Source organism: Leptothermofonsia sp. ETS-13, from assembly GCF_049200465.1.
Lineage (GTDB): Bacteria > Cyanobacteriota > Cyanobacteriia > Leptolyngbyales > Leptolyngbyaceae > Leptothermofonsia.
In genome coordinates this window covers 1,869,365-1,890,542 of sequence record NZ_CP120836.1, presented here as the reverse complement: position 1 = coordinate 1,890,542, position 21,178 = coordinate 1,869,365, and the positions used below count along the sequence as shown (strand labels likewise).

Genomic DNA, 21,178 nt, shown 5'->3' with positions numbered 1-21,178 from the left:
GTGCAGCCCCCACACCCCCTTAAAACCAATGTCCTAAGCAACCTGGCGACAGCTATGACTCATGACGACCGCAGGGCCGCTAGAGTGGCGCCTAACCACCCCTGAAAGTTCTGCTCCTGGGTAGCAGTAGCTTGCTCAACTGGAACAATTTGGTAGCGAGTAGGGCGGGGTTCTGCCAGGGTCAGCGATCGCAAATACAGCTCATCTTGATGGAAAAAGGCAATCTGGATCGTATCACCTGGGCGGTAATCCCGCAGACGTTCATTCAGTTGCTCGGCGCTGACCCGAATCCCATTAATTGCCAGTAACTCATCGCCAGCATCCATCCCTACCCGCTGAGCAGGAGACCCATACTCCACAAACTTGATAGCTTCCCGCCCCTGTTCAGTTTTCACCTGGCAACCCAGGAAAGGCACTCCCTCATCCACCTCGCTCTGCAACTTCAGCCCAAAGGGCGCGAGGAATTCGTCAAACGGTAACTCAGCAGTGCTGTCCAGATAGCGGGCAAAGAATTCGCTCAAATCCACGTCGGCTACCGCTTCAATCACCTGTTGCAACTCTTCCGGAGTAAACCCAACCTCCGGTTTGCCAAATCGTTCCCACATCTGGCGCATCACGTCATCGAGCGATCGCCGATTCCCATGCCGCTCCCGGATCAACAAATCCAACAACAGCGACACCATTTCGCCTTTTAAGTAATAGGACATTTGGGAATTGGGACTGTTGGCATCCTGCCTGTAGAGTTTAATCCAGGCATCAAAGCTGGACTCGCTTAACGGCTGCACCTTTCGCCCCGGTGTCGTCAGAAAGCGGGTAATCTCCTTGCTCAGGGCCGCCAAATAAGCCTGTACATTGTAAATCCCCGCCCGATAGGGAATCACCAGATCATAGAAACTCGTGGTTCCCTCACTAAACCACAGGGAAGACGTGTAATTCTCCTGTTCGTAGTCAAACACCTCTAGTGCTTTAGGACGGATGCGCTTCACATTCCAGAGGTGAAAGAACTCATGGGCCACCAATTGAATAAAGCGATGGTATTTCTCTGGATTGCGAAAGCCAAATCGCTGGTAAATCAAGGAACAGGAATTCTTATGTTCCAGTCCGCCAAACCCCTGGGAAGACAGGTGCAGCAGGAAAAGGTAGCGTTCATAGGGCAATCCACCAAAGATCTCGGCCTCAGTTTGGATGATTTTTTGGATGTCTGGAATTAACCGACTGGGTTCCAGATTGCCTTCGCCCCACACCGTCAGTTGGTGAGGTTTTCCCTGGACGTTAAATGGATAGGTCCGATGAATGCCTACTTCAAATGGGCTGTCAACTAGCGTATCAAAGTCTTTTGCCAGGAATGTGTTCACTGCTCCAGCCACCGCAGGCAGGGCAGTTGCAATTTGCCAGTGGGGATAGGGAGGGGCGATCGCCACCTGAATCGGGCATCGCTCATACCCCGGAATATAGAAAAACAGCGCGGCTCCATTAAAGTAGCCATGAGTCCCATCCAGATGATTGGTGCGCACCGTCAACTCATTGGCAAAGACCCGATAGGTCACGGTCAACTCATTTTGTCCCTGAAGGTCAATCCGCCAGTGGTTTTTGCTCAACTTTTGCCAGGGTAGGCGAGAAGCCCCTGCTAAGGCTGCAAAGTCCTGTAAATGTCGGGCATACTCTCGCACCAGATAAGAGCCTGGCGTCCAGACAGGCATCTTTAGGTCCAGATAGGGCTGCGATGGCTGCCAACCCCTGACCTGCAAACTCACTTCAAACAGATGAGTCTCCGGTTCTGGCATCGCCACCTGATATTCAATTTCAAGTGTTGGCTGAGAGTAGACGGATGAACCCAGAGTTCCATGAGGCTCCAGGTGAACCTCCTTCTGAAAGGGTTCAATCGGTGATGCCTGTTCAAGCTCACATTCTTCTCGGTTCATCCCTGGGTAACTCCTGTCCTTCAAGCCGTACTTTTGTGAGCAATCTTGCCAGCCAGATGCATCAGTTGCTTCATGTTCAGCAGGTAGATGGCCTGATTTGCGGAGTCAACCTTAATCCAGCCCTTGCTGTCTAGCTTTTCCATAATTTTGGTTGTTTCCTCAACCCCAATATCCGTCACGTCGGCCAAGTCTTTGTAGGGGATATTGAAAATCTCGATACCATTGGGTGTTTCCTGCCCGTAATTTTCTCCCAGGGCAACAAGGGTGTTAGCCAACTTCACAGCGGGGGGCTGATGGCGCAATTGGAACCTCAGGTTTGTCTGACGCAAACGCCGTACCATCAGTTGCAACATGCGGTGATGCAATTGCGGATCTTTGAACAGGGTTTGGATAAATCGCTGCGCGGAAATGCTGATCAGTTTGACGGCTGATAGCGCAATTACATCGGTTGACCGGGGAGATTCATCCAAAATTGCCATTTCTCCAAAAAAATCACCCCGTCCCAAAATTGCCAGCGTTACCACATCTTCTCCGCCAGTCCCAGCTAAACGGCGCACCTTGACCCAGCCTGAGACAATAAAATAAACAGCATTTCCCCACGCATCTTCCATTAAAACTGCCCGATTAGCAGGGTACTCATGCTCAACCGCAACTGACAGTAACCATTCCAACGTTTCTGGGTTGGCCGCGGTTAAAAGCGGAAACAGCTCACCAAACGCTTCGATCTGCATGAAAACTTAAGGAATAACGCTAGTTAGTTAGAAAGGAGTATTGGCGCTGCGATGCAGAATTCCTTGATTCCATAATGGCAGGGCTCTTAAACCTTTTCTTAGGGAAGATCTACGGATTATGAGAGTATGGGCAACGGTTTAGCTAAGTATGTCAAAAATACTAGCAAGCTTTGACCCGTATGGAGTAATGGGTGAGGGAGTTTTGAGTTCCATAGCTGTCACCAGGTTGTTTAGAACATTGGGTTGAGGGGGGGTGTGGGCTTCGCCCCCCAGCCAGGAGTTCCATCCCTGCCCCCCTTCCTGAGTTTAGTAGCTATAGCTATATCACCTGACACCTACCCTCCGCTCTCCTGTCCATCTGCTCTTCCACTTTGTGCTAGTGGTCTGTCAAGACTGTTTTGAGGAGTGAAAACCCTCAAAACACCCTAGAAATGGATTTTATAGATTTGAGGGGTAGCTCAAATCTATCCTGGTGGACTGCTAGGAGAAGCTTTCATGCGTGTCTTCGACGGCGGCTTGTAGTTTTGGGAGTAGTGGCTCAACATAGTGCGGCCAACCAATTACAATTGACTGCTTATGGGCCAGGGTTTCTGAATTGATTGCATCTGGAGTGGATCGGAGCGGGTACCCTTGAAGGTCGCAGCAGATCAATCCCGCCGCTTTAGCGATCGCCAGCGGCCCCGTAGTATCCCACACCTTGACCCGTCCATTGAAATAGAGGTAGAGGCCAGCCCGGCCCAGGACAACCTCCATCACCTTTAACCCAAAGCTCCCCAGGGAATAGAATTGAGCGGTAGGAATCTGCTGGGCGATCGCGGCACCAAAATTGCGGCGATCGCGATTCCCAATCACAACCGGGCAAAATCCCTGGGATGGAGGGGCTGGTTTCGCTCTAATCAGCGGCTCCGGAGGATGCCCCGCTACCGATTGAAACAACCCCCAATCTGGCCCACCGTGGTAGATCAGTTCGTAGGCAGGGGCACCCACCCATCCGGCAATGGGTTGGTAGTTCTGAAGCAAACCCACCATCACCGCATAGTCCCGCTTACCGTGAATGAAATCCTCAGTCCCATCCAGTGGATCAATGCACCACAGACGGGAGTAACCCCCATCAAACTTCTTTCTCGACTCAGCATTTTCCTCTGTAATCACTCCATCCCGAGGAAAAAGTTCAGTAAAGACAGCCGACAATTTCTCGTCTAAGGCGGCATCGATACTGGTGACATAATCATTCGGACCTTTCTGAAAAACCTCAAATTGAGTGGTTGCCATTTGCTCGGCTTGTTGACCACAGTACTGGAGCACCTGCCGAATCTGTTGCTCTTGCTCAGGGGAAATTGGGGGCATATAAGGTTAAGAGGTAAAAAACTTGTAGAGACGCGACGTGTCGCGTCTCTACAGGATCTGATCAAAAAACGGGCTAACCGGGAAGGGCTAACCCGCTAGTTTGGGAACGCGTAGAGAAACTACTTTTGAAGAACGAGTTTGACGTTTGCGTTCTGTAGACCAGGACGCTTAACTTCTGCCAGGGTCTTGTTAACAGCGTATTTCTGGTTGATGGAGTTGATCAATTCGGTCTGATTGTGCTTCTTAGCAACGCCCCAGAGGTCAGCAATCAGGTCGAAGGAACCATCCGAGTTGCGAGACCAGCCCAAATCGTACTCGCCTTCCAGAACAGCAACGATGTCAGCACGAACCCGCTGTCCGTTGTATCCACGAACATCAGCATCAGTCTTAACCGTGATACCCAGGTCGCGAAGAGAAGCCTTCAGAATTTCAGCTTCTGTGATCTTGGTGCGCAGAGTGCTAAAGTGAGACATTTAGGTTTCCTCCTGTGGAGACTTGAGAACAACGTTTGGTTAGTTAGTGGCTAACAGCGATCGCTATTAGCTTTTGGATGTAAACTGCTAGCTTGCGCTAGCCTTTCCTCCTGTTGGGAAGCAGGAGAAAGCTTTAGAACTCAAGTCGCTGATACTCAGCAACTGAGGACGCCGCAGGTCGCGCGCGCTGCCTTGCCCAATCCCTCAGGGCAGTTACCTGCTCGGTCATGGTTCTGGAAAGCGGTAGGGTGGACTTAATGGCTGCAATGATATCGAGTTGGGTAAACTCTCGATCTTGAGCAAATGCCTCATACATAGCCGCAATTAACGCTTGCTCAATCTCCGCACCAGAGTAACCCTCGCAAACATTGGCCAGTTGATCTAAGTCAAAGCGGGCAATATCTCGCCGCCGCTTGGATAAGTGGATCTTGAAAATCTCCTTCCGCTCCTCCGTATTGGGTAAATCCACAAAAAAGATTTCATCAAAACGTCCCTTGCGTAAAAACTCGCCTGGCAACCGCTCTACCCGGTTTGCCGTTGCCATCACAAAGACGGGCGATGTCTTTTCCTGCATCCAGGTGAGGAAGGAACCAAAAATACGACTGGAAGTTCCGCCATCGGAGTCAGCCGAACCCGCCCCACCAGCAAAAGCTTTATCTAACTCGTCAATAAAGAGGATGGCCGGGGAAATCGATTCAGCCGTTTTGAGCGCGTTACGTAAATTCGCTTCAGAACGCCCCACCATTGAACCGTCATAAACCCGCCCCATATCCAGGCGCAATAAAGGTAAACCCCAGAGGCGAGCAGTCGTTTTGGCAATCAATGACTTTCCACAACCTGGAACCCCCAGAATTAGCATTCCTTTTGGTTGGGGTAGCCCATATTCCCTGGCACGTTCAGTGAAGGCATTAGAGCGCTGCTTCAACCACCGCTTCAGTTCTTCTAAACCGCCAACAGAATCAATAGTTTCATCTTCTTCAATGTACTCCAGAATTCCGTTCCGCCGAATTAGTTGCTTCTTCTCAGAAAGGACGACGCCAACTTCTTCTTCAGTTAAGCGTCCGGCTGTCACCTGAGCTTTGCGATAAACCTTTTCTGCTTCATCCCGGGTCAATCCAAGGGCAGCTTTCAGCAACTTCTCCCTGGCTTCTGTGGAGATCCGACGACCGCGAGATTGCTCAAGCTGGTTGGTGAGGACCTGATTCAGTTCAGCCATATCTGGCATTGCAAAATCAAGGACAGCAACCTCTTTCTCTAAATCAATGGGAATCTCTTGCACAGGAGACATGAGGATGATATTCTTCTGAGTCCCTTTGAAGCTAGCGATCGCATCCCTCAGCCAACGAATCACTGGAGCTGAGTAAAAGTGATGTAAGTCCTTAAACACAAACAATCCTGGCTCTCGCTGCCGAGTCACCCACTCAATGGCTGCCTCAGGAGAAACCGTGTTGTGCTGAGTGATATTGCGAGGTTGACCGTATTCAACGATTCCGTGGGTGACTGTCCAAACAAAGACTTTTCGCTGCGGTTTAGCTTGCGCTATTCCGGCAATTACCTGCTCGGCACGCTCTTCCTCAGAAGTCACGAGGTAGATCAGAGGATACTGGGCTTGAATCAGAATACTTAGCTCTTCATGCATAACATCAACCCACTAGAGACAGAGCAGACGCCTGAAATTTCAGCGTTTCTATAAGTGCTGAATCAATCCCCATTCCAGTTGCTGATGACCCGAAATCATTCAGGAACAAACTGGAACTAGCTCACCCTCACCCTGGGAATCAACGCCGACAGAGACAGAGTCAGACTGAGAATGCCCACTCATTGAAAGAGCCTCTTCAACTAGAACGCCGGACTGCTTGCGAAGTGAAACGATTTCACCCTCACGTAAAACAACTGGAGAAGAACAATCAGGACAGCTGTACACCCGGTGGCTCTGACCATGAATTTCTTCATAATGCTCAACTATATCGGGATGGGATAGATAAAATCCGATCGCTCTTTGAGCAATATCCGTCATAGTTTCAGCATCAAGGGCTGCACGCACCTTGAGTTTACGATGCAGTTCAGGTGGAAGATATAACGTAACCTTTTTGTTTATCTGGCATAGAACTCTCAGTTTTTGTACCCGGGTATGCCTGTCAGGATATCGGCTGTACAATCTGCTGTCAAGACATCAAGGCGGTTTGACGTCAATATCGTTATATTTGTTTACACTCTGGGAGGGCAATATTTTGGAGCTGTTTTTTAGGAAGGAAAAGGAGTCGGGAGTGGGGAGTCAGGAGTCAGAAGTGGGGAGTCGGGGGATGGGGAATAGGGAACAAGGAAGTGATGGAGTAATGGGTGTAAAAAGAGTAATCCCCCTATCTCCCCCTCCCCCTATCTCATCACCCCTCCCCACTCCCGACTCCTGGCTTCTGGCCTCATCCAAACTTAAAACTCCCTACCTCACGCGATATCGGGTGGAAAAGGGGATCCTGAACCTGGCTGGATTTGGGAGAGGCAAGCCTGGGCCAGTTTTGTCAGTTCATCTCGTTGAATTTCTGTCCCCACGTTGGTGTCGCCGGGAGTTTCGAAAAAGATGGTACTGCTGACCCCCTTCCAACGCCAGCATTTGAAACAGGATGTGAGTAACCGGGACCGGAAGCGCCATCATTGTAGGGTCATGCATTGGATAGGGCCCCGAAGAGACATCTTTGAGGGTGGAATAGGCGTATACCACGGTTTTTTCCTCATTCGGTTGGGCACGACTTTGCAGTGAGGTCACGGCCCATTCCTGATCAACCGTTTGCACAATATAGTACTGGGAGTGGCGAAGTTGTCCGGCTAATTGCTTCAGAGCGGGGGCGATCGCTTCAACGAGTGCTGGAGTTGAGCCATCTTGAGGGGCGTTTTCTATTAATGACTGAATTTGTTGGTCTAAGTCCATTTCAGCAATCTGTCCATTTCTTGATAACGTTATCTCGATTAATTGAAAATAAGGAGTCGGGTGTGGAGTGTTGGGGCAGGTTTCAAACATGCCGTACCAGGAAGGAAGATTTTCCTGCTTGGGGGTGGGCACGGGGCATAGGCGGCTGACCTGTTGATTTAGTGTACAGGTGCCCAACTTGCAAGGGAGCCCCCTTTCCCCCTTTAAGAAGAAAACTGATCAAATATTTCCCTATTGGAGCAACAAAATGACCAGTTTTATTTCTGTCAGCAGATTAGAGGAACACACTAGTCAACCTGGTCTAAACTCAATTTGGTTTGGATTAGTCTGGACGCTACAACGATATTGTTGTCACAATTGAGAGAATCGCTATCAATTTCTGCTGTTATTCTGTCGTTACTCTGTCGTTATTGTGTAGGTTGAAGGCTGTGGGGGATATCTGCCAGAGCGTGGAGCCAACTTTTCAACTGTTGTTCAACAAATTAAGATTGTCAACGAATGCTTCTGAGCAGAATTGCTGGGATGTGGCAGATCGCCTTTTCAAGGAAATTACTCGGATTTGTTCTGAAAGTAGACGTATTCAGGCTTCTGGTGATATTGAGTCTTGGGCAACGAGCCTGGCAGAGCACCGATTACAGCAGTGTATTCATTACTACAAGCTGGGCTCTAAGCGGGGACGGGTCGAACTTCACAGCAGTCTGAGCGCCGTAGTTTACCGCTACATTAACCCCCCCCAAACTCAATCCAGTTACCATGCCCGCCTGACGCTGATTGAAGATTTCCTTCAAAGCTTTTACATGGAAGCTTTGAATGCCTTCCGTCGAGAATCCCAATTGCCCTCGACTTATCAACCCACCACGCTGTTGCAATTGGCAGAGTGGATGGCCTTTACGGAACGCTATGGTAAGCGGCGAATTCCCCTACCAGGGTACCGCAATCAACAATTAATTATTCTGCGAGCTCAAACGTTTTCGCAGCAGCAGCCTACTGAAACTCCGGTTGACATTGAACGGGCTGCTGAAGGGGTTTCTGGAGACAGTGATAACCAGTGGAATGCCGCTTCGATTCAACAGGTGCGGGAACAGATGGTTGCCCAGGAACCAGAGCCCACGGAAGATAGTCTGCGAGAGACGGTGATTGATAAATTGATCAGTTATTTAGAGGAACGGAATCAGAAGGATTGCGTGAAATATTTTGTTCTTCGACTACAGGATCTGCCTGCTAACGAAATTGAGAGCATTCTGGAGCTAACCCCCCGTGAGCGGGACTATCTGCAACAGCGATTTAAGTATCATTTGATTCGATTTGCCCTTTCCCATGAGTGGGAACTGGTACACCAGTGGTTGGAGATTGACCTGAACAATAATCTGGGGCTGACGCCAGAACGGTGGCAGATTTTCTTTTCCCAGCTTGATTCACAACAATCCCAAATTCTGGAGTTGAAGAAACAGGGACAGCCGGACGCAGCGATCGCCCAATCGCTTAGCTGCACCGTTAGCCAGGTTCGTAAACAATGGTTCAAAATCCTAGAAAAAGCCTGGGAAATTCGCAACGATGGAAATCTGTAGCGATTGTTATTGGGAAATTTGTAACTTACTATCCGGAGGAACGGCGTCTACCAATGAATAGGAGTCTATAAACCATGCATGATGACTCAGAGGTTCTCCAGAGAAAACTGCTAAAGCTCCTTCAAGATTTGATCCCCAATGCATCAATGGCAGATGCAGCGGCAATCAGCAAAGATTTGAGCGCAGGCGAGGGCTTTTCCGGCCCAAACTTATCTAATTCCCCTATTTCGCAGGATGCATCCTCTATAACCTCCAGTCAGCATGGGTCAGAGACTATTCCCTCACAAAGGGAATCCCTATTCGAACTTGGAGAAATACCTGCCGTGCAAGACCGTTTTTATTCCCTGTTGAAAAATCGACTTCAGACCGAGATTCAACGAAACCCACCTCTTTTCCCCTGGGAAACAGAGATTCATGATTACGAGACAGAAGTGATTCCCTGTGCCGCAACTAATACGCAAGCAACTCCAGTGACTGCGGCTGGAAGCCAAAAAGTTCCCGTGGGGCTGTGGACAAGTCAGCTCAAGAATCTGAACCTCCCGGTTCCAATGCCAGAAAAAGTTCTGGCACAACTGTTCCAGCGCTGTCAGGAAGTTGCCCAATCCTCCCTCCTGGAAGGGGCGAAGTTAGTGCGCATTGTTGAGGACCTGTTTCCGGGTCATACTCAAACATTGAACCAGTTGGCTGGTCTGGTTATGACCTCCCCTGTCCGCTCTGGAACCACGACCGCACCAGCACCGGGAACTAATTATCCACTCAGCTACGAGACGGCAGTTTCTGCCCAGCAAATGGTACTGTCTCTTCTGGCTGCACGGGAAATTATGACCGCTCTTACGCTAACTCTCTCTTCCCGCCAGCCGCGGGTAGAACGGCAGTGGGTGACAGAAGTTGGGACAATGTCGCTCGTAGCTGCCTATGAGCTTATAACTTCATCGGCAAAGCTGCGGATTGAGGGGAACCTGCCCTGCGGAGGTAGCCTGCGTTTACTTGGCAATGGTCTACAGGCCAGTGGCGATCGCCTGACAGCAGGCAATCTCAGCGTCGAGTTGAATGAGGTTCAACCCAATCAGTCCTATACGCTGGAAGTGCGTCTAACAGAGAAAGACCCCAATCCCTTGATTTTTGTGATCCGAATAGTCGAAGAGTAAGGGGGTAGGAGGTTAGAGCTAGAAGGGGCTAGTGGTCTGTCAAGATTTATTTTGTGAGTTGAAAACTCACAAAATAACCACTCTTACTCAATCCGGAGGTACAAAATTAGAACTGACAAATCGCTAGGGTTTAAGGGCGAGCTGACAGGGATGTCTGGGGTCTGTCTCTGGGGTGGGAGTAGAGTTAGAAGAGGCTAGGGATCCGTTACAATTCAGAACTCAAAACTCATCCATCCATCTCAGAACTCAAAATTCATCCATCCATCCACTCATTCCCCCCTCCATTCCCCTCAATCCGATGTCAACCTGCGGGAATCCGTTGAGCCAGCCTGAATTGTGGGTAGTATGGCTGTAGGAATCAACTACCTTTGTTCAATAGAATGGCTGGTGTATCTGGGGCTAAACGAATAGGGGTGCTGCCGGTTGTAGATCGTTTGTGGCGGCGGTTGGAAGCCCTGCCTCCACCTGAAGTGGAAGAATCCCTGCTGTTAAGGGTGCTGGCACAGGCCATGGTGCTGGTGGGGATTGTAGCGACGGATGTGGCAGCATCAACCTCTATGAGTGTCTGGGCGATACCCCTCAGTATGGTGGGTGCCTGTTGGAGCTGGTATCGCCGACACAAACCCAATATGGCCGCGAAATTTTGTATTGCGATTGGAATGCTGCTGGCACTGGCAGCGTTTTTTGTGGGGCTGCGGAGGGAACTGAATGATACGCGCTTGGTGCTGGCAGAATTGCTGGTACAGCTTCAGGTGCTCCATAGTTTTGACCTGCCCCGCCGAAAGGATCTGGGCTACTCGATGGCGATTGGTCTAATTCTGATTGGAGTTGCCAGTACCCTGAGTCAGACCATGACCTTTGGGCTCCTGTTGTTACTGTTTCTGGCGATCGCTCTGCCCGTTCTGGTGTTGGACTACCGCTCCCGCCTTGGACTGCTGAGCAGTTTATCCAAGTCTCCCTTCAAACAGGTGGGATTGTCTCCCAGACGTCTGGCAACCTTTCTGGTAGTCATTCTGGGATTGGGGTTGACCATTTTTGCCTGTTTACCGCGCCTGCCGGGCTATCAGTTACGGACGTTTCCGGTGAGTGCTCCCCGCCCCGAAATGTTTGCAGACAGTACCGAGATTATTAATCCAGGTTATGTGCGCTCTGGTAACCCAGGGAAAGGCGAGGGGGCGGGAGGAGCCGGAGGGGAAGCTGGGCTGGGCCCCGGTCAGCTAGACGAAAATTTTTACTATGGCTTTAGCAGTCGGATTAACCAGAATCTGCGGGGAGCCCTAAAGCCACAGATTGTCATGCGGGTGCGATCCCAGGCGGAAGGGTTCTGGCGCGTCCTGGCGTTTGACCGCTACCTGGGGCAGGGATGGGAGATTTCTCAAAACGACAAAACCACAACGATTACTCGCCCCACCTGGTCCTATCAATTTTTCTTACCCAGACCGGCCAGCCTGAATAGGACTAAGGAAGTGGTGCAAACCTATACAGTTGTTTCGGAATTGCCAAACCTGATTGCATCCCTGATGCAGCCGAAGGAGCTTTATTTCCCAACTCAACAGGTCGCCATTGATCCGGAGGGAAATTTGCGATCGCCCCTGGGGTTGGTGGAAGGCTTAACATATACGGTGATTTCACAGGTACCGTACCGCGATCGCGCAAAGCTGCGAAATGCTCCTACCAATTATTCTGCCTACATGCGGGAACACTACCTGGTAGTTCCGCCCAGGATTGTAGCGAAGGTTCGGAAGCGCGCAGAAGAACTCCTGGCAACTGCTCCCAGTCCCATTACTTCCGCTTATGAAAAAGCGTTGTTTCTGGCGCAGGCGTTAAAGCAACGGTATTCAATTCAGCCCAATCTACCCTTCTTGGGAGAGGATGAAGACCTGGTAGAGGCATTTTTGTTCAAGTACCAGGGAGGTTATCCGGATCATTTCTCCACAGCGCTAACTATTATGCTGCGTTCGATTGGTATCCCTGCCCGGCTGGCGGTTGGCTTTGGTCCCGGAGAGTTTAACCCCTTTACCGGTTTATATGTAGTTCGCAACACCGATGCTTATGCCGTTACTGAAGTGTTTTTTCCCAAATACGGCTGGTTTGCGTTTGACCCCATTCCGGGGCACGAACTAATTCCACCTTCTATTGAGGAAGACCAGACGTTTACTGTTTTGCAGCAATTTTGGAAGTGGGTCGCGGGTTGGCTACCTTCTCCTCTGACCAGCCAGGTTAGCCGACTGTTGAGCTTCCCTTTAGGAATGGTGATTGGAGCCATTACCTGGCTGTTTGGACTGTTTTCCCGCGGATGGGTGGGATTGTTTGCCGGGTTGATTGGGGCGATCTCCCTGGGCTTTGGGGGCTGGTTGGCCTGGAAAGGATGGCGGAGTTGGCGCTACCAGCGCTGGTTAGCGAAGCTTCCGCCGATGGAGCAACTCTATCGTCAAATGCTGGATTGGATGGCCGATCAGGGATTTCGTAAGCGTCCCGCTGAAACTCCCCTGGAATATGCCCGCCAATCCCGAACCCATCAGCCCAGACAGCGAGCAGTTGTAATTGAGGAAATTTCTGAAGCCTACGTCCGCTGGCGCTATGGCCAAAAAATGCCCGATCTCAACCATCTCAAGCAACAATTACAAGCTTTGAAAAAACGTCGTTAGGCATCATTGATGAAGGTTTCCCGGCACCATTTGCTCCTGGTGCTTATTCTCCTTGGGGGAGCAGCACTGCGGTTCTGGCATCTGGATTCCAAACCAGTCTGGGCAGATGAGGTATTGACGGCCCTGTTCAGTTTGGGTCGCAGTTTTGATGATGTGCCGCTTGACAGGGTAGTTCCAGTATCCGAACTGGAACACATATTTACGTTGAATCCGGCTACCTCCTGCTCTCAAATTGTGCAGACGGTATCGACTCAATCGGTTCACCCGCCCCTGTTCTTTTGCTGGATGCACAGTTGGATGGCCTGGATTCAGGGATTGGATCAGTCCTGGGTATGGAAATTAAGGGCAATGCCAGCTCTGGTGGGAGTGGTGGCGATCGCAGCACTCTACCAACTCAACCGAGTTGCTTTTTCGCCTGCCGCGGGTCTCCTGGGTGCAGCATTAATGGCGGTTTCCCCCTTCGCGGTTTATCTCTCCCAGGAAGCCCGCCACTACACCCTGCCCATGCTTCTGATAACGCTGGCATTGCTGGGTTTGTATCAGCTTCATCGTGATCTTTACCATCAACGCTTTCGTCCCCCTATCTGGCTTGGTTGGGTATTGGTTAATAGCCTTGGCTTTTATGTCCACTACTTCTTTCTGCTAGCATTTTTTGCCCAGGCGGCAACCCTGATAATTAACTTCCTGAGCCTGAAATACCTGCCAACTCTCCATCCCCTGCCCTCGAATCTTCACCTGCGGCGATCGCTGGGGGTCATTACCCTTGCCATCATTGGCACCAGCCTCACCTACCTTCCCTGGTTGCCCACCCTGGTCAACCATCTGACCCGCCCCGAAACCGATTGGTTAAACACTCCCCAATCGAACTGGCTGGATGCTATTGCTCCTCTCTATCAACTTCCCCTGGGCTGGATCGTCATGGTCATTGCCCTGCCAGCAGAAAGTGAATCCATCTGGATTGCAGCCATTTCTGTTGGAGGGATGCTGCTGTTTACAGGATGGTTTGGGTGGAAAGTATTCCCTAAATTTTGGCAACTTTGGAGCGCACGCGAAACTCATTTGGCAACTCGGATGCTGGTCGTTTTTACTTTGCTGGTGCTACTAGAGTTTCTGGTCATTGTTTATCTTCTCAACAAGGACATTACTCAGGTTCCCCGTTACAACTTTATTTACTTTCCTGCCGTATGTGCCCTTTTAGGAGCCAGCCTGAGTCAAACAACTGTGGGAACACAAATCTTAGAAGCAGCGATAGGAGATTTTATCAGTGCTTCAAGACCCGTTCAGCGGAGGTTGAAAGCTGAAAGAAAAGGGACGAAAGTTGTTGCCTGGTTGTTGCTGGTTGGGATGTTGAGTAGCGCATTAGTTGTTTCGAATCAGGGGTTTCAGAAGCCTTACCAGCCAGATCGGGTTGCCCAAAATATGCTGGTAGAATCCGCAAAACCTCTGCTTGTAAGTCTTGCCTACATGGATTTTCAGGATATTGCATTGGGGCTTAGCTTTGGGTTGGCGTTGAACCATGAAGCATGGAATCAGGCTACCCACCCAAATGAGACTTACTTTGCCTTTCTGGCGCGATCGCAGGGCTATGAGCGTATCTGGCAAACCCTTCCTGAACTCAACCACCCACTCCTCTTTCCCCTGAACTTTTGGTTGGTTGCTCCAGGTTTACGCCGAGTCGACTACCCATCTCAACTATCCTTAGCCACTAATCAACCAGGAACTCAGGCAACTTGCAAACTTGACCCAGGTAACTATCACCGCCTTGGCGTTCCGTATCAAATGTACCGATGTATAGCAGTCCTAAATCAGCCGTGAGACTGAGAGGCTTTGTGAGAAAGGAATCCAAATAGGATCGCTACAGTTGAGTTTATTCACCATTTATTCACCATTATAGCGGTAGTCATTATGGTTAGGACGGGGTGCAGGGGTTCCACCCCTGGCTGGGGGCGAAGCCCCCACTCCCTCTCTAATGCCAATGTCCTAACGCACCCGCGTAGAGTTATAACTGCTTAATTCAATTCAGTTCGCTCTGGTTTAATGGCCAGCCGAATTTGATCAAGAACTCGTGCAGCAACCTGTTCAGGCGCTTCGCCGGAGTGATGAATTACTCTAACGTCTGCTTGAGCATAGAGCGGTTGACGTTGATCGAGTAGGGTCTGGAGGCGAGCAGCGGGGTCAGCTTCTTGCAACAGGGGACGGGAAGTGTCTCCTTTAAGCCGTGCCTGGAGATGCTCAACGGGGACATCCAACCAGACTACAATTCCATGCCGCAAATAGCCCCAATTTTCTCGTTTGAGGACAATTCCGCCTCCGGTTGCGATCGCCAATCGGGTATAAGCCGATAATTCCGCTAACACCTGACTTTCCAGAGTCCGAAAGGCCGCTTCCCCCAATTCCGTAAAAATCTCGTTAATCGATCGCCCCGCAACTCGTTCAACCACCTCATCGGTATCAAAAAAACGATAGTTTAATTGCTCAGCTAGCAATTGCCCCACCGTTGTTTTTCCGGCCCCCATCATGCCAATGAGGTAAAGATTTACACCCTTCAACCAATCACTCACCCGTTGTACCCCATCACCATAAATTCCTTTTTATCAGGTATAGCTCTACGCAGGTGCGTTAGGACATTGGCATTAGAGAGGAAGTGGGGGCTTCGCCCCTAGCCAGGGGTGGAACCCCTGCACCCCGTCCTAACCATAATGACTACCGCTGCTATATAAGTAGGTAGCCATAATTAATTGTAAAAGGGGGGAGTGGGAGCTGCGCCCCCATGCAGGAGTTTAACCCCTGCACCCCGTTCAAATTTCAAGCAGGATCGCTATAGCTACTTAGGAATAAGAGTTAAATAACTCCGAAAACCTCTCCCCCTTCCCCTCTCCGATTTCGGAGAGGGGAAGGGGGAGAGGTCAGTTCACTCAAAGAACGCGGTGTTATTAAATCCATGATCCTTAGCTGATTCTTGAGATGCAAAAAGTTCTGGATACAGGCAACCCGAGCTTAAATCATCTTGCTTTCAGCAACCTCTGCTATGGACAATTCAGTGTATCTCGTGTGTTTCGCTGCGTTACAGGGTTGGTACCCCTTGCTGCCTTACACAGCAACATTTGAGTATCTTGCCGTACCTCAACATTGGTGAAATCGGCTCCATCGATAATGACACCATCAAATTTTGCGTTAAAGGCAAAGGCCCCTTCTAAAACAGCATTTTTCAGGTTTGCTGCTGTCAGCCGGGCTGTATCCAATGTGGCACTGCTCAAATTCGCACCCTCCAGATTTGCCCCTTCCAAATTGGCACCAAAGAAGCTGACTCCCCGCAGGTCGGCATTCTTAAAATTGGTGCCGCGCAGGTTGGCTCTTGTGAAACTGGAATCCGTCAGTACTCTCTCAGAGAAGTCTGCACCCACCAGAAACCCACTATTGTAGTCATCTGCAAACGCAGGGGCGAAACCCGCCAACCCGACAGCCCAAAAGACACCACTCCATAAAAGAGTACAAAAGAGGATAATCATCTGCTTGCGCAACAACTTCAGTAAGGCGACAAATTGATTACTACTCCTAAAGACGGGTGTCACCCATCGGTCTGCTATTCATTACATTCACACACAACCGTCAACATAATCCAATCAGCTAAGTAGGTAGCCACAATTAATTTAAGGGGAGTGGGGGCTGCGCCCCCAGGCAGGGTGGTTCACCCCCTCCACCCCGAAATTATCCTTAATTTAATTGCGCCCAGCTACTTACCAAGCTAATGCTAAGCCGACTTCAACTCGAACAAACAATCGAGTAAAGCTCTCCTGGGAGTTTGATAATAAGCGAAGCTTACCACCAAAACAAAATCACTATCCCAGGGCTTTTGTTTGGATGAAAGAGTAGCTGACGCCCCTCTTCTCCCAGTCCGCCAAGAAAGCCTGGAGCAAAGTTGGTATCATTCTGATACTACCCGAACCCGCTCCCCTTCTTCCCGGAAAGACCCAAACTGAAACAGTTGGGGAACCCTGAAGCCATGCCGCAAAAGCCCAATTCAAAACCTCCCCATCCCCAAACTGGTTCCAGTAGAATCATCCAGCGTTCAAAATCTCCCGACTTGGGCGCTCTGGGTGAGGAGTTGGTTGCCCAGTGGCTACAGGAACATGGATGGCGGCTTTTGGAGCGACGCTGGCACTGCCGTTGGGGAGAACTGGATCTCGTCATTGCCCAGATTGACCCAGCTAACCCGGCCTGTTGTCTTTCTATTGCTTTTGTTGAGGTCAAAACTCGAAGTCAAGGAAATTGGGATGCCGATGGAGTACTGGCCCTTACTTGCCGGAAGCAGGCAAAGCTTTGGAAAGCGGCTCAACTATTTTTAGCTGACCATCCGCATCTGGCAGAACTCCCCTGTCGGTTTGATGTGGCGTTAGTGACCTGTTATCCTGCTAAAACAGATGTTTCTGGGAAGAGAGAGGCTGCTCTCGTCACGGCAAACTATCACCTGATTTTGCAGGACTACATTCCGTCAGCCTTTACCTTGTAAATAAGGAGTAAATAAGGAATGGGAAACATTCTTCTAGGCCAGCGTTTCGGGACAGTAGCCTAAACCTTGAACAAACTGCTTGCGGAACTCTTCAATTTCTTCCCGGTCTGGCTGTCCATGAGATACGATAGCCACCTGATAACGATGCATCACATCAATGGGAGACTGCCCCGTTTCCAGGCCCCAAAGGGCCATTTGCACCCGAATGTTGGGTTCGAAGGGGACACCCAGTTCGTTCATAAATGCCTGGAAATCACCGTGTTGATGGGGTTCCAGATAGCGGCTCATCTTTACCCGAACAATCCAACCGTCAATCTGGTGAATGACCGTCAAGAATGAAACCGGAAGTTGTTTGGAGGTATGCAGGTATTCAACAACCCTCAAGGTGAGGCTAGCGTTAGCAAGATAGTAGAGGTAATCCATGAGCAATCCTCCTGACCCAATGAAGGGCATATACCTTTATGGTTCTCTAATAACCAGGCTGTTACCAGGGGAAAAGCCCCCGTTCTGATGAGGGTTTTCCCCCAAGTGTGTTTTTCCGAAAACCTCTCATCCTGTAAAGAAATTCCCTGTAAAGCCGTAAAGATGGATCAATTTCTGGCTGCTTACGATTACGTTCTTCCAGCCGAGCAGATTGCCCAAACACCTGCCACCCCAAGAGACAGCTCCCGGTTATTGGTGGTAAAGAATTCTGTCCAATACACCCATGCCGTCTTTCGGGATTTACCGAATCTGCTGCGATCGGGGGATTTACTGATTCTCAACAATACACGGGTGATTCCAGCGCGACTATACGGTTATAAACCCAGTGGGCTGCGGGTGGAAATTCTGTTGCTGGAGCCCCAGCCGGAAACAAACTGCTGGTTGGCACTGGTCAAACCGGGGCGGCGGTTAAAGCCGGGAGTACGGATCTTGTTTGGCAGGCAAGGGAATGGAGAAGCGGGAAGTGCAACTGTGCTGACAACGGATGCTAAGACAGGAGGACGAGTTTTGCAGTTTGAAGTGCCGCCAGATGAGACGCTGGAAGCGATGATTGAACGCCTGGGGCAGGTGCCATTGCCACCCTACATTACAGACACCACTGCCGACCCAGGTCAGTATCAGACGGTTTATGCGGCCTGTCCGGGGGCAGTGGCTGCACCGACGGCAGGGTTGCACTTTACTCCAGAATTGTTGCAACAATTAAAGGAACGGGGGATTCACCAGGTATTTGTGACGTTGCATGTGGGGGTTGGTACGTTCCGTCCGGTGGAAGCAAAGGAAATCACGGCTCACCGGATGCATGCGGAATGGTTAGAGGTGCCGAAACAGACGGTTGAAGAGATTCGTCGGACGAAGGCCAGAGGGGGAAGGATCATTGCAGTGGGAACGACAGTGGTGCGATCGCTGGAAGCCGCTGCCCAATCTGGAGTGCTTCGGCCCTTTCGCGGTAAGACGGATTTGTTTATTTACCCTGGTTATCAATGGCGCGTGATTGACGGTTTAATTACCAATTTTCATTTGCCTAAGTCCAGCCTATTGATGCTGGTGAGTGCGCTGATAGGTCGTCAACGATTGCTGGATTTGTATCAGGTGGCGATCGCCGAAGGATACCGTTTCTACTCTTTTGGGGATGCGATGTTGATTTTGCCAGAAGCCAGGATAGAAGCTTGAGAATTTGTGGTCCTGACTTTGTTTACCAGGGTTCTTCCATCACCCCTTCGAGAAAAGCGATCGCACAGCCTGCTCTTCAAACTGGCAATGCTGCGGTCATTTGGGTAGAAGAGGTTGCCGCTCCGGAGTAAATTACTCCGCGTTGAATATCCAGCGTGATAATTTCTCCATCTCGAATTAGAGAAGTGGCATTCTTGACACCAATAATGGCAGGGACGCGCAACTGCTGGCTAATGACGGCTGAGTGGCTTTTGAGGCTACCGTCTTCGGTAATAATGCCAGCAGCTTTTTTAATGGCATCCACAAATTCAGCTTTGGTATCCCGTGCCACCAGGATTTCACCAGGGTTGAAATGGGTTGTTTCCGCACTGTTGCGAATTACCCTGGCGCGACCACTGACGGAACCCTGACCAATTCCAACGCCTTTGCCGCGCACAGCCGTCACCACTTCAACCTTGATCAGATTAGTGGAGCCAGAAACCCCCTGGAGGGTTCCCGCCGTCATTACAACCAGATCCCCTTCCTTCAGCAGATAGTTTTCCTGGGCTACGCTAATGGCAGCCTGAAAGGTTTGGCCAGTAGAGGGCAGGTCGAGTACAAGCAGCGGCTTGACACCCCAGACAAGTTGAAGTTGTCGTGCCACATCCACATGGGGAGTCACGGCCAGGATTGGCTTTTTAGGACGGAATTTGGAGACATTGCGGGCGGTTGCACCTGTTTTGGTCAGCGTCATGATGGCGGCGGCATCCAGTTGTTCAGCGATCTGTCGCACCGCACAACTGATAGCGTTGGGAATAGAACGCCCGCTATCTTCGCTGGCCCGGTTGGCCTCTTCCTTTTCAATTCGGACTGCGATCGTGGCCATTGTGGCTACAGCTTCAACCGGGTACTTGCCCACCGCCGTTTCGTTTGAAAGCATGACTGCATCGGTACCATCCAGAATGGCATTGGCAACATCAGAAATTTCAGCACGGGTGGGGCGGGGGCTATTTACCATGCTGTCTAGCATCTGGGTGGCAGTGATGACGGGAATCCCCATGCGGTTTGCGGTGGCAATCAACCGTTTTTGCAGGATTGGCACATCCTCAGCCGGAAGTTCTACTCCCAGGTCGCCCCGCGCCACCATCACCCCATCGCTGATTGAGAGGATAGCTTCCATCTCTTCGATCGCCTCGTGCTTCTCAATCTTGACAATCACAGGCACATTTTTACCCGCGCTCGAAATCAACTCCTTAATCTCTAATACGTCCTGCGGATTGCGGACAAAGCTGAGGGCAACCCAGTCTACTCCCTGATCCAGACCGAACATCAGGTCTTTTTTATCCTTATCTGTCAGAGCTTTGATAGACAAATAAACGCCTGGAAAGTTAACGCCCTTGTTATTAGAAAGAGTTCCGCCCACAACGGTACGACAGTGTAACTCTCCGGCTGCCCGGTCAACCTTCTCGACCAACATTTCAACCTTGCCGTCATCCAGCAGAATGGTTGCCCCTTCGGGAACTTCATCCGCCAGATATTCGTAGGTGATAGAACTGATTTCCTGGGTACCCGTGACAGGCTTGCTGGTAAGGATGAAGCGATCGCCCTTCTTCAACACAATCGAACCATTCTCAAACCGTCCCAGGCGAATTTTGGGTCCCTGCAGGTCTTGCAGAATACCAACTGGCTGGTTTAGCTCAAAGGAGGTTTGCCGAATCAAGCGAATGCTCCGCTGATGATCGTCATGGGTACCGTGGGAAAAGTTGAGGCGAAACGTTGTTGCTCCGGCCTCAATCAGGGCACGCAAAACATCCGGGCTGCTGGTGGCGGGACCGATTGTAGCCACAATCTTGGTTCGACGTTGAGAATTCTGTAACTGCATGAATGCAAACCAGGAGAGTAGGAAGGATGGCAGAGATCAATCCGAAAAATCGGACTAGCGACAGTTTCCCGCATTCTGATGGAGCGACGCAAGTCTCCGAGTCATGGTGAGAAGCACCCAACCCAAACCCAACGGAAACGGATAATGGTAACGCGATCGCACAACGGATAGTATCACGTTTGACAGTCACCCATGTGCCAACTTGCTCTTAAGGCACGGGATGAGGGGAGGTGGTCAAATCGGTACCACTTTAAGATTTTCTTTACTGGCATTTTCTCTCGTCCCTTGTATTGTTTCTATTGTTTGGTTTGTCTCAGCAAAATTCCCCTTCCAGGCGGCTCAAATTATCTCGCGGGCAGATCAAAATAGTTAGCTGATTAGACATAGTTAG

The 21,178-nt window shown here is 50.4% G+C and carries 17 protein-coding genes; 6 read left to right on the top strand and 11 right to left on the bottom strand.

Features of this window, described 5'->3' with window-relative positions; all coding sequences use genetic code 11:
* Positions 1 to 59 precede the first annotated feature (59 nt).
* From P4D80_RS08475 to P4D80_RS08445, 7 genes are all read right to left on the bottom strand, one after another.
* Positions 60 to 1,922 (bottom strand): M61 family metallopeptidase, encoded by a 1,863-nt coding sequence (locus P4D80_RS08475; RefSeq protein WP_421658613.1) that lies wholly within the window; start codon positions 1,920 to 1,922, stop codon positions 60 to 62.
* A gap of 20 nt (positions 1,923 to 1,942) precedes the next feature.
* Positions 1,943 to 2,653, bottom strand: coding sequence for a Crp/Fnr family transcriptional regulator (locus P4D80_RS08470; protein WP_421658612.1), 711 nt, complete (start codon positions 2,651 to 2,653; stop codon positions 1,943 to 1,945).
* Positions 2,654 to 3,133: 480 nt separating this feature from the next.
* Entirely contained in the window at positions 3,134 to 4,000 is an 867-nt protein-coding gene (locus tag P4D80_RS08465) for a 3'(2'),5'-bisphosphate nucleotidase CysQ family protein (protein WP_421658611.1), read from the bottom strand.
* 119 nt (positions 4,001 to 4,119) lie between these two features.
* The gene (locus P4D80_RS08460) at positions 4,120 to 4,473 is read right to left on the bottom strand and encodes a DUF1257 domain-containing protein (protein WP_421658610.1); all 354 of its coding nucleotides are present in this window, start codon (positions 4,471 to 4,473) and stop codon (positions 4,120 to 4,122) included.
* A gap of 133 nt (positions 4,474 to 4,606) precedes the next feature.
* Positions 4,607 to 6,112 (bottom strand): AAA family ATPase, encoded by a 1,506-nt coding sequence (locus P4D80_RS08455; protein WP_421658609.1) that lies wholly within the window; start codon positions 6,110 to 6,112, stop codon positions 4,607 to 4,609.
* A gap of 99 nt (positions 6,113 to 6,211) precedes the next feature.
* The gene (locus P4D80_RS08450) at positions 6,212 to 6,517 is read right to left on the bottom strand and encodes a hypothetical protein (RefSeq protein ID WP_421658607.1); all 306 of its coding nucleotides are present in this window, start codon (positions 6,515 to 6,517) and stop codon (positions 6,212 to 6,214) included.
* Positions 6,518 to 6,997: 480 nt separating this feature from the next.
* Entirely contained in the window at positions 6,998 to 7,531 is a 534-nt protein-coding gene (locus P4D80_RS08445) for a hypothetical protein (RefSeq protein ID WP_421658606.1), read from the bottom strand.
* A gap of 296 nt (positions 7,532 to 7,827) precedes the next feature.
* On the opposite strand from P4D80_RS08445, the gene hetZ reads away from it, so the two are divergent.
* From hetZ to P4D80_RS08425, 4 genes are all read left to right on the top strand, one after another.
* On the top strand, positions 7,828 to 8,967 hold the full coding sequence (gene hetZ, locus P4D80_RS08440) for a heterocyst differentiation protein HetZ (RefSeq protein ID WP_421658604.1): 1,140 nt from the start codon (positions 7,828 to 7,830) through the stop codon (positions 8,965 to 8,967).
* A 323-nt stretch (positions 8,968 to 9,290) separates the two neighbouring features.
* The gene (locus P4D80_RS08435) at positions 9,291 to 10,115 is read left to right on the top strand and encodes a hypothetical protein (protein ID WP_421658603.1); all 825 of its coding nucleotides are present in this window, start codon (positions 9,291 to 9,293) and stop codon (positions 10,113 to 10,115) included.
* 380 nt (positions 10,116 to 10,495) lie between these two features.
* Complete coding sequence (locus P4D80_RS08430; RefSeq protein ID WP_421658602.1) at positions 10,496 to 12,763, top strand: transglutaminase TgpA family protein; 2,268 nt, start codon at positions 10,496 to 10,498, stop codon at positions 12,761 to 12,763.
* 9 nt (positions 12,764 to 12,772) lie between these two features.
* Positions 12,773 to 14,578 (top strand): glycosyltransferase family 39 protein, encoded by a 1,806-nt coding sequence (locus P4D80_RS08425; RefSeq protein ID WP_421658601.1) that lies wholly within the window; start codon positions 12,773 to 12,775, stop codon positions 14,576 to 14,578.
* 194 nt (positions 14,579 to 14,772) lie between these two features.
* Here the strand turns inward: P4D80_RS08425 and P4D80_RS08420 are convergent, their stop codons facing one another.
* Both P4D80_RS08420 and P4D80_RS08415 read right to left on the bottom strand, forming a co-directional pair.
* Positions 14,773 to 15,324 (bottom strand): shikimate kinase, encoded by a 552-nt coding sequence (locus P4D80_RS08420; RefSeq protein ID WP_421658599.1) that lies wholly within the window; start codon positions 15,322 to 15,324, stop codon positions 14,773 to 14,775.
* A gap of 465 nt (positions 15,325 to 15,789) precedes the next feature.
* On the bottom strand, positions 15,790 to 16,335 hold the full coding sequence (locus tag P4D80_RS08415) for a pentapeptide repeat-containing protein (protein WP_421658598.1): 546 nt from the start codon (positions 16,333 to 16,335) through the stop codon (positions 15,790 to 15,792).
* A gap of 431 nt (positions 16,336 to 16,766) precedes the next feature.
* On the opposite strand from P4D80_RS08415, the gene P4D80_RS08410 reads away from it, so the two are divergent.
* Positions 16,767 to 17,273, top strand: coding sequence for a YraN family protein (locus tag P4D80_RS08410; RefSeq protein WP_421658596.1), 507 nt, complete (start codon positions 16,767 to 16,769; stop codon positions 17,271 to 17,273).
* 33 nt (positions 17,274 to 17,306) lie between these two features.
* Here the strand turns inward: P4D80_RS08410 and P4D80_RS08405 are convergent, their stop codons facing one another.
* Positions 17,307 to 17,696 carry a hypothetical protein gene (locus tag P4D80_RS08405; RefSeq protein ID WP_421658595.1) on the bottom strand — a complete coding sequence of 130 codons (390 nt, stop codon included), beginning with the start codon at positions 17,694 to 17,696 and terminating at the stop codon, positions 17,307 to 17,309.
* A gap of 162 nt (positions 17,697 to 17,858) precedes the next feature.
* Between P4D80_RS08405 and queA the strand changes: the two genes are divergently transcribed.
* Entirely contained in the window at positions 17,859 to 18,926 is a 1,068-nt protein-coding gene (gene queA / locus P4D80_RS08400) for a tRNA preQ1(34) S-adenosylmethionine ribosyltransferase-isomerase QueA (protein WP_421658593.1), read from the top strand.
* Between the two features lie 76 nt (positions 18,927 to 19,002).
* Here queA and pyk read toward each other — a convergent pair whose 3' ends face one another.
* The gene (gene pyk / locus P4D80_RS08395) at positions 19,003 to 20,787 is read right to left on the bottom strand and encodes a pyruvate kinase (RefSeq protein WP_421658592.1); all 1,785 of its coding nucleotides are present in this window, start codon (positions 20,785 to 20,787) and stop codon (positions 19,003 to 19,005) included.
* Positions 20,788 to 21,178: the final 391 nt, after the last annotated feature.